General features: G+C 74.9%; 3 protein-coding genes (1 of these 3 only partly in view). All 3 read right to left on the bottom strand.

Annotated features, from left to right (window positions below):
* Tightly spaced (each overlapping or abutting the next), the 3 genes in view from WMF31_RS02275 to WMF31_RS02285 form a layout consistent with a single transcriptional unit that may run on beyond the window.
* Positions 1-1,320, bottom strand: a complete 1,320-nt coding sequence (locus tag WMF31_RS02275; protein ID WP_436600362.1) for a flavin-containing monooxygenase — start codon at positions 1,318-1,320, stop codon at positions 1-3.
* Positions 1,317-7,934, bottom strand: a complete 6,618-nt coding sequence (locus tag WMF31_RS02280) for an alpha/beta fold hydrolase (RefSeq protein WP_436600363.1) — start codon at positions 7,932-7,934, stop codon at positions 1,317-1,319. Before WMF31_RS02280 ends, WMF31_RS02275 begins: the two co-directional genes overlap by 4 nt.
* A protein-coding gene (locus tag WMF31_RS02285) for an SDR family NAD(P)-dependent oxidoreductase (RefSeq protein WP_436600364.1) crosses the window boundary here: on the bottom strand, positions 7,931-17,189 show its 3' portion. Its footprint extends 1,286 nt past the window's final position; 9,259 of the gene's 10,545 nt are visible here — the last part of the coding sequence; the start codon falls outside the window, past its right edge; its stop codon occupies positions 7,931-7,933. The genes WMF31_RS02280 and WMF31_RS02285 overlap by 4 nt, the downstream gene beginning before the upstream one ends.

Below are 17,189 nucleotides of genomic sequence, written 5' to 3' on the forward strand. Positions count from 1 at the left end.
TCAGGCGCGCGCCGACTCGCGCGCTGCCCGCGCCGGATTGAGGACCGACCGGAAGAAATTGATGACCTTGATCGCCTTCCAGAGATCCGTCTCGACGCGGTGCCGTGGGGTCTTCAAGAAGCGATCCCTGCCGATGTCGGGCTCGGGCCCCTGGATGAGCCTGCGCAGCACCCGGAACGCCTCGGTGTTCTTCTCGCGGGCGATGAGGTAGTCGGTGACCAGGGCGCCCCCGCAGTTGAGCAGATTGCCGAGGCCCGACGCCGCGTTGAAGTAGCCGACGAACACGAGGCTGTCCGCCCTCCGGTGGAACATCGACAAAAATAGCTCCAGCGCGCCGTCGCTCGGCCGCAGGTCGTCCGACAGGAACGGGAAATCCATCTCGTAGCCCGTCGCGTAGAGGACGAGATCGATCTCCGCGCGGGTGCCGTCCACGAACTCGACCGTCCGGCCATCGAAGCGCCGGATGTCCGGTTTGGGACGGATGTCCCCGTGCCCGATGTAATAGAGGACGAGCGAGTTCAGGATCGGGTGCGCCTCGTGCATGGCGTGGTCGGGGCGCGGCAGGCCGTAATCGACGGGATCGTAGCCGGCCGCCTTGAACTCCCGCTGGACGAAGGCCCAGTAGTCGTCCTGGGAGGGGAACCGCGACGCCATGTCCATGAGCCACTCCTGGGTGGGCTTGCCGTGGATGAACTTGGGCATGTAATGGTACCCGCGCCGCGTGCTGTGGAGCGCCTGCTCGGCCGAGAGCGCCGCGTCCACCGCGATGTCGCAGCCCGAGTTGCCGCCGCCGACGACGAGCACGCGCTTGCCGCGGAAGACGTCGCTCGACTTGTAGGCGGCCGAGTGCAGCGTCTCCCCGGTGAAGACCCCCGGATAGCTCGGGATCAGCGGCCTGCGCATGCGCCCGTTGGCCACGACGACGGCCGAGAACGAGCGCGTCTCGCCGCTCGAGAGGCGGACGAGGCAGCCCGCGCCGGTCGGCTCCACGCGCTCGGCGCGGACGCCGAACAACGCCCGTTCGTAGAGGCCGTAGTGCGACGCCAGGCTCCGCAGGTACGAGAGCATCTGCGTGTGGCTGGGATAGTGCGGGTAGTCCGCCGGCATCGGGAAATCGATGAACTCCGTGTTCTTCTTCGACGAGATCAGGTGCGTCGAGCGGTACACGAGGCCCGAGCGCTGGGACAGCGCCCATGTCCCGCCGAAGTCCTCGTCGGCCTCGACGATCGTGAATTTCAGGCCCTCCTGGGCGAAGCATTTCCCGATGCCGATGCCGATGGGGCCGCCGCCGATGATGCAGTACTCAGGTTGAACGCTCATGTCGCCTTGAACCCTCGAAGGAACTGTCGGAACAGCGCCGCGCGGCGGGCGTCCCCCCGGCGCTCCACGTCGTCGGCGACGCTCGCCACGATGCCCTCCACGCCCCTGTCGAGCACGCGCTTCAGCGTGCCCATGGCGGCCTTCAGCTCCGCGTCCGGGATGTCGTAGCGCGGCTCGACGCGGATGGTCGCCGGCGTGAGCGGTTGCATCGACAGCGCGACGGGCGCCGCCGGATCTCGCAAGCACTCGCTCCAGAGGAACGAGGAGAACCAGTCACGGACGAAGCGGGGCCACCCGTCGAGATCGAACTGCACCGCCCAGAAGAGGCCCTCTCCCCAGAAGCGCTTGACGAGGCGGCTCTCCGCCGCGAGGTCGTCCAGCGCGGCGGAGAAGCGCCGCTCGGTCTCGGCGATCCGCGGCAGGATTTGCTCCTCGTGAAGGACGTCGAGGACGCGCAGCGTCGCGTGCGCCGTGAGCTGGCAGCGGGCCTGCTCGCGCAGCGCAGCCGCCGCCGCCGCGTTGCGCCGCCGCGCGCGCGCCGCGACCTCCTCGGTCGTGAGCACGTAGCCCGCGAGGAGCTGGCAGTCCGTCCAGCCCACGCACACCGTGACGACATCGGGGCGGGCGAGCTTGCCTTGCCAGTGGAACATCCGGCCGCAACCGAGGCTCGTGTAGGTCTCGTCGACGCCCACCAGGTACCCCGCTCGCTCCCGGTGCCTGTCGATCGCCTGGAGCACGGCGTCCGGGATGCTCCGCAGTCCGCCCCAGTCCGATTGCAGCGTCTCCAGCCAGACGAAGCCGACCTCGCCCGACGCGAGCTTCGCCTCGATCTCGGAGGCCGCGCCCTCGCCGAACGGATCGACCGCGATCACCCTGGACCAGGGGCAGCGCTCGACGAGGGCCTCCAGCGCCGAGCCGGGCTCCGCGTGCGAGATGAGCGCCCCGAGCCGCGTGAAGACGGGGCTCCCCTTGAGGACGAGCAGCGCCGAGCCCTCCCTCGCGGCGAGCAGCCCGAGCTTCAACGCCGACTCGACCACGGTCGAGGGGCTCGCCGCGGGGAAGATCCGGGCGAAGCCGGTCTCGCGCGGCGTGCGCTGCTCGAGATCGGCCCAGTAATCTCTCGTGACGTCGTGGGCGCCCAGGACCGACCGCGCGACCTCGGCGCCGGTGTGCCCTCGATACGACGCGCTCGTCACGAGGTACAGGTTGGTGACCCGGGCCGAGCTGCCGTCCTCGCGCTCGATCTCGTAGCCGCGCCGGTCGGCGTGCCGCTGGCGGACCGCCAGCCCGAACGCGTCGAGCGACTCCACCAGCGCGGGGTTCACGTAGCGCCGGTGGGCCTCCTTCGTCCGCCGGTGATCCGCGGCGATCGCCCGCAGGTCCGCGACCGCGTCGCTCGTCACGACGGACCGGAACCGCCGGAGGAGGTTCTCCCTTACGACCGTCAGCGCGGGCCCCGCCATCGATCCGGGGAGGCGCACCGCGAACTCCTCGGGCTGGCGGGTCCACACGCCGCTCTCCTGGAAGCGCCGTATCGCGCACACGCCGAACGGCACCTCGAACCCGGCGATGGCCTCGTCGAGCACCACGACGTCGGGCTTCGATCGCAGGGCCCGGGTGGCGAGCTCGCCGGCGTCCGCGTGCAGCTCTCCGAGCACCGAGACGATCCCGCGCCGCGCGCACGCCGCCATGACCGACTCGAGGGTCGCGTCGTCGCACGCCGTGGTGACGTACGCGGCGCCGACGTCCTCGGCGCTCTGCAAGCGCTGGAGCAGCTCGCGCGCGTCGGCCGCGAAGATCAGATCGGGGAAGAGCCGCTCTCCCGGGAGGAACTCGAAATGCCGGCGGAGCGCTCCGTCGGGGTCGAGGAGGAGCGTCTTCGCGTCGCCGAGGCGCCTCGCGAGCCTCGCCCGGCGGCGCCCGAAGCGCAGCGCGGCGTCGACCGCCTCGAGGCCGGACGGCAGGAAGAAGCAGTTGTACGGGGCGCTCGGCGCCCCCTCCGAGCTCAGGAGCCGGTTGAGCAGGTAGCCGACCTGACCCGCGACGGGCGAGACCTCTACGCCCGAGGCGATCTCTCCCTCTTCGAGGTAGCTCTTCAGCGCGCCGAGCGACGCCTGGCTCATCTCGCGCAGCGCGCCGCGCCGCGCCGCGCCGGGCCTTGAGCGCGCCGGCGCGGCCTCGTCCCCGAGCACGAAGCCGTTCACGAGGGAGACCAGCACGCCGCCGTGGGACAGGCCGAGGAAGTGCCCGGCACCCTCGACGACGTGGAGCGTCGCGCCGGGGTTGGCGCGCGCGAGGCGCTCGGCGTGCACGGGCGGCACGTACCGATCCTCGGCGCCCGCCACGATGAGGGTCGGGACGCTGGGGTGCGCGAGCGCCTCGGGCCGGAGGCCCGTGCTCAGGCGGGAGTAGAGCGGGAACTTGCCGAGGTCGGCGAACTGGAGGGCCCGGAGGCCGTCCGGGTGGCGCTGCGCTTCGGCCGCGACGAGGTGCATCCCGTTCACCACGCTCGCCGGGTCCGACGTCGTGCACGCGAGGACGAGCTTCGAGACCCGCTCGGGGTACTTCGCGACGTACGCCTGCGCGACGAGGCCGCCGAACGAGTAGCCGACCAGCACGATCGGCGAGAGCCCGAGGGAATGCCGCACGCAATCGAGCTGCCGTACGATGAAGTCCATCGAGAGCTCCTCGCGCGGCAGCTCGCTCCGGCCAGCGCCGGGCGGGTGCAGCATGATCACCCGGTAGGCCTGCCCGAGCGACAGGATGTCCGGGTTCAAGGTCAGCGCCTCGTGGGTCGCCAGCAGACCGCCGAGCACGAAGAGCGGCACGCCCGAGCCGAGCGTGGCGAACTCCACGGCGAGCCCGTCCACGCCGGGGATGACGTGCAGCTCGATCCCGGCGTCCGTGCGCCGCGGCTCGGAGCCCGCGAGCGCGGCGGAGCCCTCGGCGTGAGGCGCGCGGGTCGGCGCGGGGGCGGAGCTCGCCCCGGCGGGGGCTCCGCTCGGCGCGGGGGCGGAGCTCGCCCCGGCGGGGGCTCCGCTCGGCCCGGGAAGGCCAGAGAGCCGGTCCGCGAGGTCGTAGCGCTCGACCAGGTGACGGCTGAAATGGGCGAGCGTGTTGAACTCGAAGAAGCTCGTCGGCGAGATGTCCGTGCCGAGCATCGCGTTGAGCCGCTCCGCGAGCTCGACGGAGCTGACCGACTCGAGGCCGTAATCGAACAGCGCCGTGTCGGAGCGGATGGTGGCGCGATCGACGAAGAGGATCTGCGATACGAGATCACGGACGAGCTCCTCGACGATCGCGGCAGGCGTGGCCTGGTCCGCGGCCCGGGCCGGCGACGGCGGGCGCTCGACCTCGGCGTCCGGGCGCCGGCGCTCCGGGCCCTGGGGCGCCTCGATCCCTTCGGCGCGCAGCGCGCTGGCCCAGAGCTCCTCGATGGTGAGCCCGCTGGCCCCGGGATCGGCCGCGCGCTCGGCGGCGGCGGCGCGGCCCTCGAGGGGCTCGGCCGCGGCGGCGGCCTGCGCCGGCGGGGCCGCGCGGCCGGGGGCCGCGGGAGCGGCGCCCCCTCCGCCGGCTGCGAGGCCGGCGCTCAGGCCGGAGAGCCGGTCCGCGAGGTCGTGGCGCTCGACCAGGTGACGGCTGAAATGGGCGAGCGTGTTGAACTCGAAGAAGCTCGTCGGCGAGATGTCCGTGCCGAGCATCGCGTTGAGCCGCTCCGCGAGCTCGACGGAGCTGACCGACTCGAGGCCGTAATCGAACAGCGCCGTGTCGGAGCGGAGGGTCGTGCGATCGACGAAGAGGATCTGCGCCACGAGATCGCGGACGATCTCCTCGACGATCGCGGCGGGCGTCGCCGGAGGGGCGCTCGCGGCGGGCGTCGCCGGAGGGGCGCTCGCGGCGGGCGTCGCCGGAGGGGCGCTCGCGGCGGGCGTCGCCGGACCGACCGCCTGGACGCTCGCCGCCGGGCTGCCGGGCGCCGCCGCCCGCGCGGCGTGGCCGTTCGACGTGCCGGCGGCCAGCGTGCTGACGGCCAGGGAGCCGCCCTCGGCCCCTCGCGTCCCGCTCACCGACGGGCCCAGGGCAGGGGAGGACGGCCGCTCGGCCGCGTCGACCCTCCACGCGGCCGGCTCCTCGCGCTCGTGCTGCCTCCCGTTCGCGGCGGCGGCCACGGCGGTGTCCGTGCGAGCGGCCCGCGGCGCCTCCGCAGCGACGTCCCGCGGTGGAGCCCCGTTCCCCGGCGGCGCGGCCAGCGCCGGCGCCGAGGCGGGCTTGAGGTCGTACAGCTTCTCCCCGGAAGGCGCCCACAGCCGCCGCCGCTCGAAGGGATAGGTCGGCAGGGAGAGCTTCCTCCAGGGGTGCGGGAACAGCTCGCTCCCGTCGACCGCCTCCCCCGCGACCCAGCGGCGCCCGAGATCGGCGAGGCCAGAGAGCTGGCGCTGCCCGCCGGCCGCGGCCGCGAGCGACGGCCCGTCGCTCACGACGATGTCGGGGTCCCGCGAGGCGCCATAGACGAACGCGGCGAGCTTCTGCTGCAGCGTCCGCAGGCTCTCGGCCACGATGGCGAGCCGCGCGTCGAACGGCGTGCGACCGAAGTAGAGCGTCGCGCACATGTCGTAGAAGAGCTCCCGCGCCTCGGCCTCCCGGAGCGGCGGCATCCTGGAGAAGAAGTCGAGGAAGCCCTGCGCGTGGGCGCGGAGCCGCTCGACGGAGCGCGCCGACAGGACGAACAGCCGGGGCTGCGCCGGCACGGCGCGCTGCGGCGCCGGCGCGTCGTCCTCCTCGACGACGACGTGCGCGTTGCTCCCCCCCGCGCCGAAGGCGGAGACGACGGCCCGCCGGGGGACCTCGCGAGTGACCCCGCCCGCCGTGACGGTCTTGCGGTCCCAGGGCGCCGCGTGCCGCTGCACCCGGATGGGCGACCTGTCGAAATCGATGTTCGGGTTCGGGGGCTCGCAGTGGATCGAGGGCACGAGCTCCCGCGCCCGGAGCTGCAAGAGCACCTTCGTGAGGCCCGCGACGCCCGCGGCAGACTCCGCGTGCCCGATGTTCGACTTGACCGAGCCGATCGGGATCTTCTCCGCGACGGCGCCCACGGCCTTCTGGATGCCGCGGATCTCGATCGGATCGCCCAGCGACGTACCGGTGCCGTGCCCCTCGATGTATCCGAGCGTGCGCGGATCGATCCCGGCGCGCTCCAGCGCGCGCGACAGCGAGCTCGCTTGCGCGTTGGGGTTGGGGGTCGTGTAACCGCGCGAGCGCGCCCCGTGGTTGATGCTCGTGCTCTTGATGACGCCCCAGACCGTGTCGCCGTCGCGGCGCGCGTCGGCCAGGGGCTTGAGGAGCACCGCGCCGACGCCCTCGGCGGGGACGTATCCATCTCCATCCGCGCCGTAGCTCCGGCACCGGCCGTCGCTCGCCAGGTACTTTCCGGCCTCCAGCAGCCGGTACTTGTTGGGATGGATCGTGACGTTGGTGCCTCCGACCAGGGCCATCTCGCAGTCCCCCGAGCGCAGGCTCGCGCACGCGAGGTGGAGCGCCGTCAGGGAAGACGAGCACATCGTGTCCAGGGCCAGGCTCGGGCCGCTGAAGTTCAGGAAGTACGAGACGCGGTTCGGGATCGTCGCGTACGAGGAGCTCACGAGCGTCGGCTGGCCGAGGAGCGTCAGCTCCGCCCCGAAGACCTGGTATTCGCCGTACATGACGCCCACGAAGACGCCGACCGGCGCCGGCTCCCCGCTGCGACCCAGCCTGAAGGGGTCGTACCCGGCGCTCTCGATGGCCTCCCACGCGACCTCCAGGAAGAGCCGCTCCTGGGGATCCATGCCTTCTCCTTCGCGCGGCGAGATGCCGAAGAAGAGCGAGTCGAACTCGGCGACGCCGTCGAGGTACCCGCCCCAGCGGAGCGGGTCCGACGGCGCCGGGGTCCATCGCTCCTTCGGGAGCGGCTCGACGCAGTCGCGCCCCTCGCGCAGGTTGCGCCAGAACTCCTCGATGTTCCTCGCCTTCGGATACCTGCCCGCCACCCCGATCACGGCGATGTCGTCGCCGCTCCGGTCGCGGCCCGACGCTCTGGCCACAGGGGGCGCGGGGGCCCGAGGTCGGGCGTCCGCTCGGGGGAGGTCGCCCTCCGACAGGAGCGCTGCCGGGAGCGGGATCTGCTGCGCCAGGGCCGAGAGATCGGAGAGATCGGTCGCAGCGCTCGTTGCGCCGCCGGGCGCGGCGTCGCCGGGCACGGCGGCGCCGGAGGGCGCAGCCGCCGCGCTCGTTGCGCCGCCGAGCACGGCGTCGCCGGAGGACGCGGCCGCCGCGCTCGGCGCCGCGGGCAGCGGATCCGCCGGCGCGCCGTCGGAGAAGAGCGCGTGGAGCTGGTCCTGAAACTCCTCGACCAGGTAGCCGGCGATCGCGCGGATGGACGGGTACTCGAAGAACAGCGTGCGAGGCAGGCCGGAGAAGTGCTGCTCGAGCCTCGAGTTCATCGCGATGACGAAGCGAGAGTCGAGGCCGAACTCCTGGAAATCGGCCTCCGGCGAGATCGTGTCCCGGCGGATCTCGCTGACCTCGGACACCAGGTCGCCGAGGAACTCCTCGGTCTTCGCAAGCAACCAGCTCGTCATCGATGATCCTCCACTCGCCCCTCCGAAAGCCATGGACGCAGGAGCCGCCGGGCTGCGGCCCTCTGCCCGGCGACGACCGCCACCTGCGGCTCCTTCATGGCGAGCGCTTGCCGGAACGCCGTCACGCCGTCGCTGATGTCGAGCGGCACGAGCCCCCGCTTCAGGAGCTCGGCCTCGATGTAATCGGGGACGCCCATGCCGCCCTCGCCCCCCCACAGGGGCCAGTTGATGGAGACGGTCCTCCCCTGGCGTCGGCCTGCCCGCCGGAGCGACTCGCGATGCACCGCGAATCCGTCGAGGAACCCGTTCGCGGCCGCGTAGTCCGATTGCCCCTGGTTGCCCAGGAGGGCCGCCAGGCCCGAGCACAGGACGAACACCTCGAGCGGATCGTCGCGCAGCAGGAAGTCCAGGTGGATGGCGCCGTTGACCTTCGGCCGCAGCACGCTGTCGACCTCCTCCAGCGTCTTCTTGATGAAGAAGCTGTCGCGGATGATCGCGGCCGCATGGACCGCCCCACGGATGGGGCCGAGCGTCCTGCGAACCGCCTGGATGGCCCTGTCGGCGTCGTCGAGCACCCCGACGTCCGCCGGGTAGTAGAACGCCCGGGCAGGACCCGAACGGATGCTGTCGATGGCCCGTCGCCGGGGCTCGTCGAGCCGGGAGCGGCCGATGAGGGCGACGTTCACCTGGTACTCCCGCACCAGCATGTCCGTGAGGAGCAGGCCGATCTTGCCCGCGCCGCCCGTGAGGACGAAGGTGCCGCCCGGCTCGACCGGGAGCGCGTCCCGCAGGCGCTCCAGAGGGGCCGGATCGCGTGAGAAGAGCTTCCGGACGTGGCGCGCGCCGTCGACGTGCTGGACCACGTCGCTGCCGGTCGGGAGGCCGAGCTCCGTGGCGCAGGCGCGGCCGACGTGATCCGGATCCGCCACGGCGATCACCTTGCCCACGTAGGTCGGGTTCTCCGTCCGGAGGGTCCGGAGGAACGCCAGCACCGCCTCGTTCACGGGCACGGCGCTCATCGCCGACGACGTGAGGTAGAGGAGCTGCATCCCCCGTCGCCGCTCGGTCATGTGCGCCTTGAAGAGGACGAACAGCGCCCGGAGCGCCGCCGCGACGTCACCCTCGCCCGGGGTCGTCGAGCCCCCGGCCGCGCCGCGGGGGAAGCCCCAGAGATAGATCGCCTTGAGCGACTTCGAGCGGTCGTCGTCGAGCTCGGCGAAGAGGGCGGAGAGATCTTCCTGGCTGTCGCGGCGGACCACGTACGCCGCGGGGCCGACGCGCTGAAAGCCCGGCCCCGAGCGGGCGTGAATGAGCCGGGCGAGCGGCAGGAGCCCCCGGAGCTGGGTGATCTGCGCGTCGTCGTCCCCGAACACGACGATATCCCCGGTCACGGAGGCGGCCATGACAGGCTTCTCCGGCACCCACGCGGGCGAGAAGAACAGCACCTCGGCCGTCGGCGCGCGCGGGGGCGCGCCGGCGTGGCCATTGCCGGGAGCCGGCGCGTCCGCGGGGCGAGCCGCGTCCGCGGGGCGAGCCGCGTCCGCGGGGCTCGGGCTCCGGGTGGGCGCGGAGGGCGCGTCGGGCGCCGCGCGGGAGCGGAGCTTGCGGAACGTGAGGCCCGCGACGAGCGCGATCGGCTCGCCGTCCTCGCCGAGGAGCTGGAAGTCGAACGTGGGCGAGCCGTGCGCCTTGTCGCGCCGGGTCGCATGGACGTAGGCGGCGCGGCGAAGGCGCCCGAAGATCCGCACCTCCTGGATGGCGGACGGCACGAAGCCCTGGTCCGCGTCCCTGGACCCGCTCAGCGCGTTCACCGCGTCGAGCCCCACGACGGTCTGGAAAGCGCCGTCGAGCAGGTTCGGCTGGAGGTGGTGCTCGGCGGTCGCCGGCCCGGACGCGGGCAGCTCCACGCGCCCGACCACGTTGTCCGCGTTGCTGACGAGCCACGCGACGGACCGGAAAGCCTGATCGTAGCTGAACCCGTACCGCGCGAAGAGGTCGTAGAGGTGGGCCCTGTCGAGGCGAACAGCGCACTGCCCGATGATCCGCCGGAGGTCGATCGACGGCCACGGGCCCGGGTCGTCGCCCCGCAGGGTGCCCTGGAAATGGACGGTCCGCGGGGTGGACTCGCCGCTCGAGATCTCGCACTCGAGGCCGGCCGGCGTGCGCCGCAGCTCGACCTCGAGCGAGAGGCCCTCCGGCGGCACGACGGCCGGGGCGAACCAGGCCAGGTTCGCGGCGCGCACGCAGGCATGCCCGGCGCTCGCCGCGACCTTGAGCGCGAGGTCGATGTAGCCAGCGGCGGGATACAGCGTCCGGGAGCCGACGACGTGCCCGTGGACCGCCGGATCGTCGGCGCTCACGCGCACGCGCGTCCGCGTGGTGTCCGGCGCCGAGGCCGGCGCCCGGACCTCCGCGGGGCGCGGGCTCGGCTCGTCCGCGCCGTATCGCCGTCGCTGAAATGCATAGGTCGGCAGCTCCACCCGCCGGGCGCCCGAGCCCGCGAAGAAGGCCCCCCAGTCGAGGAAGTCGCCGCGGACATGGACGGCGCAGGCGGCGCTGACGAGCGCCTGCGCCTCGTCGCCCTTCCGGCTCAGGCTGGAGACGAACGCAGGGGCCTTGCCGGCGCGCGTGACGCACTGCGACGCCATCGCGCTCGTCGCGCCGTCGGGGCCGCACTCGACGTAGGTGGTCACGCCGTCCGCCTCGAGCGCGCGCACGCCGTCGGTCCAGCGAACGGCCTCTCGCACCTGCCGGACCCAGTACTCGGGCGACGTCAGCGCTTCGACCGGCGCCCGCTCGCCCGTGACGTTGCTCACGATCGGGATCCGGGGCGCCTGGAAGGTCAACGTCGCGGCGACCGCGCGGAACGCTTCGAGCATCGGCTCCATGCGCGCCGAGTGGAAGGCGTGGCTGACCGTCAGCCGCTTGCCGCGGCGCCCCTGCGCCTTGAAGTGGCCCAGGACCGCCTCGACCGCGTCCTCGTCGCCGCTGACGACGGTCTGCCGCGGGCCGTTGAGCGCCGCCAGCGAGGCCCGCCCCTGCCCGGCCTCGAGCAGCGGCCGCACCTCGCCCTCGGTGGCCTCGACGGACGCCATCGCGCCGCCCGCCGGCAGCGCCTGCATCAGCCGGCCGCGCGCCGCGATCAGCGCGCACGCGTCCGCGAGGCCGAGCACCCCGGCCACGTGCGCCGCCACGATCTCGCCGAGGCTGTGGCCCATCAAGGCGTCGGGCCGCAGGCCCCAGGCCTCCCACTGCCGGTACAGCGCCACCTCCAGCGCGAACAGCGCCGGCTGCGCCCACCCGGTCTGGTTCAAGGCGCTCGCCTCGGGGGAGCCCTCGGCGGCGAAGAGGACGTCCTTCAGCGGCGCGTCGAGGTGCGCGTCGAGGCGCGCGCACACCTCGTCCAGCGCCTCGCGGAACACCGGCAGCGCCTCGTAGAGGCCGCGCCCCATGGCGGGCCGCTGGGCCCCCTGGCCCGCGAACAGCACGGCGAGCTTGCCAGGGCGGTGCTGCGCCGGCGTGACCCACGCGCCGCCCAGGGCGATGCCCCGCTCGGCGAACGCGTGGAGCGCGCCGCTCACCTCGTCGCGCCCGGCGGTCGCGGCGATCGGCAGCGAGAGCCGCGCGGCGAGGTGGGCGCGGGTCGTGGCGAGGCTCGCCGCCACGTCGGAGAGCGGCTGGTCGGGGCGATCGCGCAGGTGCGCGGAGAGCCGCGCGGCCTGCGCCCGCAGCGCCGCGAGGTCGCGCCCGGAGACCAGGAGCGGCAGGAACGGCGGCGTCGCGCCCCGCGGCGCGGCGTCGGCCTGCGGCGGCTCCGGCGGCTCCTCGATGAGGAGGTGCGCGTTGGTGCCGCTGATGCCGAACGACGAGACGCCCGCGCGCCGCGGCCGCGCGCCCCGCGGCCAGGGCACCGGGTCGCGGAGGAGCCTGACGTGCCCCTGCGACCAGTCGATGTCCGGCGAGGGCGTGTCGGCGTACAGCGTCCTCGGCAGCAGCCCGTGCTGCATCGCCAGCACCACCTTGATCACCCCCGCGACCCCGGCGGCGGCCTGCGTGTGCCCGAGGTTCGACTTGATCGAGCCGAGCCACAGCGGCCGCTCCGCGGTGTGGGCCTGGCCGTAGGCCGAGAGCAGCGCCTGCGCCTCGATGGGGTCGCCGAGGCGGGTGCCGGTGCCGTGCGCCTCGACGGCGTCGACGTCCGCCGCCGCCAGCCCCGCCGCCGAGAGCGCCCTCTGGATGACCGCCTCCTGGCTCGGGCCGTTCGGCGCGGTGAGCCCCTGGCTGCGGCCGTCCTGGTTGACGGCCGAGCCGCGGATCACCGCCAGCACCCGGTCGCCGTCGCGCTGCGCGTCCGACAGCCGCTTCAGCAGCAGGACCCCGCAGCCCTCGCCCCAGCCGACGCCGTCGGCGTCGGCCCCGAACGCCTTGCACCGGCCGTCGGGCGCGAGGATGTCGAGCCGGCCGAACTCCGTGAAGATCTCGGGCCTGCCCATGACGGTCACGCCCCCCGCGAGCGCCAGATCGCACTCGCCGGTCCGCAGCGACGTGCACGCGAGGTGGATCGCCACGGCCGACGAGCTGCACGCCGTGTCGACCGTCACCGCCGCGCCCCGCAGGCCGAGGGCGTACGAGATGCGCCCCGAGGCGGTGCTCATCGCGGTCCCGGTGAGCGCGTAGCCCTCGCTCGACGCCGCGGCGCGATCCGCGGCCATCCCGCCCACCATGCCGACGAACACGCCCGTCGCGCTCCCCTCGAGCGACTGCGGGACGACGCCCGCGCGCTCGAGCGCCTCCCAGGTGCACTCGAGGAGCAGGGCGTGCTGCGGGTCGAGGAACCTGGCCTCGCGCGGGGTGAGCCCGAAGAACTCGGCGTCGAACTGGTCGGCGTCGTAGAGGAAGCCGCCCTGGCCGCGGAACGGCCTGCTCGAGGCCGCCGACGGGTCGCGGCCGAGGATCTGCTCCAGGCGAAAGCCCCGCGCCTCCGGGAGCGGGCCGATCGCGTCCCGCCCCTCGGCGAGGAGCCGCCAGAGCGCCTCGGGGCTGTCGACGCCGCCGGGGCACCGGCACGCCATGGAGACGATCGCGATCGGCTCGTCCAGGGGGGCGCGCTGGCGGGCCCGGGCGAGGCCCGCCGCGGCCTCGCCCGGGGCGAGGTCGTCGCCGGCCTGCTTGAGCAGCAGCCTGCTGATGGCGCTGGGGGTCGGGTGGTTGAAGACGAGCGTCGCCGGCTGCCGGATCTCCGTCCGCGCCGCCAGGCGGTTGCGCAGCTCGACCGCGGTGAGCGAGTCGAGCCCGAGCTCCTTGAGCGGCCGATCCGGCGGCACCGCCGCCGCCCCCGGCAGGCGGAGCACGCGCGCCGCCTCCGTCCTGACGAGGTCGAGGACCGCCGCGAACCGCTCGCCCTGGGGCAACCGCGAGAGGCGGGCGCGCAGCGCCGAGGCCTTGCCGCCCGCGCGGTCGGCCGCGGCCGCGCGCCGCGCGGGGGCGACGCGCAGCAGCTCGCGCAGCAGGGGCGACGCGGGCGCGCCCTCGCGCGCGGCCCGCTCGAGCGCGGCGAGATCGAGCGGCGCCGGCACGAGGAGCGGAGCCGGCCGCTCGAGCGACGCGTCCAGGAGCGCGAGCCCTTCCTGCGGCGACATCGGCACGACGCCGAGGCGGCGCATGCGCGCGATGTCCGCGGCGCCGAGGGTGGCGGTCATGCCGAGGCCCTGCTGCTCCCAGAGGCCCCACGCGAGGCTGATGGCGGGCACGCCGCGGGCGCGGAGGTGGGAGGCGAGGGCGTCGAGGAAGACGTTGGCGGCGGCGTAGCTGGACTGCCCCGGGCTGCCGAGCGCGCCCGCGGCGGACGAGAAGAGGACGAAGGCGGCGAGCGGCGCGTTCCGGGTGAGCTCGTGGAGGTGGCAGGCGCCGTCGACCTTGGGCCGGAGCACGCGGTCGAGCCGCTCGGCGGACAGGCCGGTGACGAGGCCGTCGTCGAGCACGCCGGCGGTGTGCACGACGGCCGTCAGGGGGCGCGCCGCGGGGATGGAGGCGAGGACCTCGGCGAGCGCGGCGCGGTCGGCGACGTCGCACGCGGCGACCTCGACCGTGGCGGCGCCCGCGGCGCGCAGCGCCTCCACCAGGGCCGCGGCGCCGGGGGCGTCGAGGCCGCGGCGCGACGTCAGCACGAGGTGGCGGACGCCGTGCGCCGCCACGAGGTGGTGCGCGACGAGGCGCCCGAGCTCCCCGGTGCCGCCCGTGATCAGCGCCGTCCCCTCCGGATCCAGCCGGATCGGCGCCGGCGCCTCCGTGCGATCGTGGAGCGCGCCGAGCCGGGGCGACAGCGCGATCCCTCGCCGGAGCGCCAGCTCGGGCTCCGTCGCGGCCTGGAGGGCGCGGTGGAGCAGCTCCGCCGCGGGGGCGTCAGGGCCGAGATCGACGAGGCGCACCCCGCGGTCCGGGTGCTCACCCCGCGCGGCGCGCAGGAGCCCCCAGAGCGCCGCGTGGCCCAGGTCCTCGACCCCCTCGTCCGGGCCGGTCGACACCGCCTCGCGCGTCAGCACCACGAGCTCGGTGTCCGCGAGGCGCTCGTCCGAGAGCCACCGCTGCACGAGCTCGAGCCCCTCGCGCGTCGCCTGGTGCGCGGCCGCGGGGACGTCGCCGTCGCGGCGCGCCCGCGCGTCGACCACGAGCCGCCTGGGCGCGGAGGGCGCCGCCTCGCCGCCGGCGAGCAGCTCCTCGAGCGCGTCGACGCGGCGCGCGCCGAGCGTCGCCGCGAGCTCGCCGTCCGGCCCGAGGACGACCTGCTCCCCCGCGGACCGCGGAGGCGCCGCGAGCTCCACCGCCTTCCACGTGACCCCGTACAGGTGCTGGGTCGCGGCGCCCAGGGCGCGCACCTCGGCCGCGGTCACGCGGCGCAGCTCCACCGACCCCACCGTCGCCACGGGTTGGCCGTCCGCGTCGGCCAGCGTGAGCGACGCCGTGACGTGTTCCGCGTCCGCGTCCGCGCGATCGATGCGCACCCGCAGCTCGGTCGCTCCGGACGCCGTGAGCGCCACGTCGGACCAGGCCCGAGGCAGCAGCACCCCCGCGCGCTCGGCGCCCTGCCCGGGGACCCCCAGCGAGAGCGCGTGCAGCGCCGCGTCCCACAGCGCCGGGTGGAGCCCATCGGCCAGCGCAGCGCCGTCCGCCAGCGCCGCCCGCACGTAGAGGTGCCGCTCCGCCTGCCAGACCTCCACGAGCCCCCGCAGGCTCGGCGCATAGCGCACGCCCGCGGCCTCCAGGCGCGCATAGGCGTCGTCGACGTCCACCGGGGCGGCGCCCTCCGGCGGCCACCCCTCGAGCCCCGCCTCGGCCGCCGCGCCGGCGGGCGTTCCCCCGAGCAGCCCCGTGGCGTGCAGCGTCCATTCCGCGTCGAGCCCCACGGTCTCCGCGCGGCTGTACACGGAGAACGGGCGGCGCCCTGCCTCGTCCGGTCCCTGGACCGCGATCTGGACGTGCACCGCTCCCCGCGCCGGCAGGACCAGGTGCGCAGGCACGACCAGCTCGACCACCCCCGCCGCGCCCGTCGCCTCGGCGGCCTCGAGCGCCAGCGCGAGGAAACCCGCCGCCGGGAACAACGTCCGCTCGAAGACGGCCTGCCCCGAGATCCACGGGTGCTCCGCGGGCGACAGCCGACCCGTGAAGAGGTAGCCGTCGGTGCCGGCGACCCGGGTCGCGGCGCCCAGCAGCGGGCGGCCCGTGGCCGAGAGCCCGAGGTCGCTCGCGTCGAGCCGGCCCCTGGGCGCCTCGAGCCAGTAGCGCTGCCGCTGGAACGCGTACGTCGGCAGGTCCACCAGGCTGCCGCCGTGGGGCGCGAGCACGCTGGCCCAGTCCACCGGATGCCCCTGGGCGTGCAGCGCGCCCAGCGCCGCGACGAGGCGCCCCAGGCCGCCGTCGTCGCGCTGCAGGCTGCCGACCACCACGCCGTCGCGCTCGGCGCTCGCGGCCGTCAGGGCGATGGCCAGCACCGGGTGCGCGCTGAGCTCGACGAACACCCCGTGCCCGTCCGAGAGCAGCCGCGAGAGCGCCCGGTCGAGCCGAACCGGCTCGCGCAGGTTGCGGCACCAGTAGGCCGCGTCCATCTCCGGGCCGGCGAGGACCTCGCCCGTCACCGTCGAGCACAGCGGGATCGCGCAGGCCCGGGGCGCGATCGAGGCCAGCGCGGCCTCGAGCTCGGGCAGGATCGCGTCCACGTGCGCGCTGTGCGACGCGTAGTCGACCTTGACCCGCCGCGCGAACGCCTCCTCGTGCTCCAGCTCGGCCAGCAGGGCGTCGACCGCGGCGGCGTCCCCGGACACCACCGTCGAGTCCGGCGTGTTCACCGCCGCCACCGACAGCGCGCCGGCGAACCGCGCGATCCGCTGCTCCACCTCGCCGACCGGGCGCTCGATCACCGCCATCGCCCCGGCGCCGGCGAGGCGACGCACGAGCTGGCTGCGCAGCGCGACCACCCGCGCCGCATCCTCGAGCGTCAGCGCCCCGGCGATGTGCGCCGCGGCGACCTCGCCCTGGCTGTGGCCGACCACCGCCGAGGGCTCGACGCCAAACGCGCGCCAGACCGCCGACAGCCCCACGGCCATCGCGAACAGCGCCGGCTGGACCACGTCCACGCGGTCCGCGGGCGGCGCCGCCTCGCCCTGCTCCCCGCGCAGCACCGCGAGCACCGACCAGCCGGTGAACGGCCGCAGCGCCGCGTCGCAGGCCGCGACCGCGGCGGCGAACACCTCGGACTCGGCCAGCAGCGCGCGCCCCATGGCCGGCCACTGGCTGCCTTGCCCCGGGCACACGAAGACGACCTTGCCGCGCGGCCGCGCCTCGCCGGGGGTCACCGCGGGGTGCGGCTCCCCTCGCGAGAGCGCCGTCAGGGCCGCGGCCGCGTCGGTCGCGCTCGCCGCCGTCACCGCCGCGCGCGCGCCCTGGTGCGTGCGCCGCACCGCGGCCGTGTGCACCACGTCCGTCCAGCGCGCCTCCGGGTGCGCCTCGAGCCACGCCGCCCACCGCCCCGCCTGCGCCCGGAGCGCGGCCTCGTCCCGCCCCGACACGAGCAGCGGCAGCGCGATCGCGGGCGGCGCCGCTCCAGGGGGCGCGGCCTCTGCGGCCGGCGCCTCTGCGGCCGGCGCCTCTGCGGCCGGCGCCGGCGCCTCCTCGAGGATGACGTGCGCGTTGGTGCCGCTGACGCCGAACGACGAGACCGCCGCGCGGCGCGGCCGGTCCGCGCGCGGCCACGGCGTGGGC

Source organism: Sorangium sp. So ce1036, assembly GCF_051369805.1.
In the GTDB taxonomy this organism is placed as follows: Bacteria; Myxococcota_A; Polyangia; order Polyangiales; family Polyangiaceae; genus Sorangium; species Sorangium cellulosum_F.

What these genes read in the sequence shown, in the direction of transcription:
- WMF31_RS02280 (WP_436600363.1), bottom strand. Translation starts at nt 7,934, where the DNA reads ATGACGAGCTGGTTGCTTGCGAAGACCGAGGAGTTCCTCGGCGACCTG.
- WMF31_RS02275 (WP_436600362.1), bottom strand. Translation starts at nt 1,320, where the DNA reads ATGAGCGTTCAACCTGAGTACTGCATCATCGGCGGCGGCCCCATCGGC.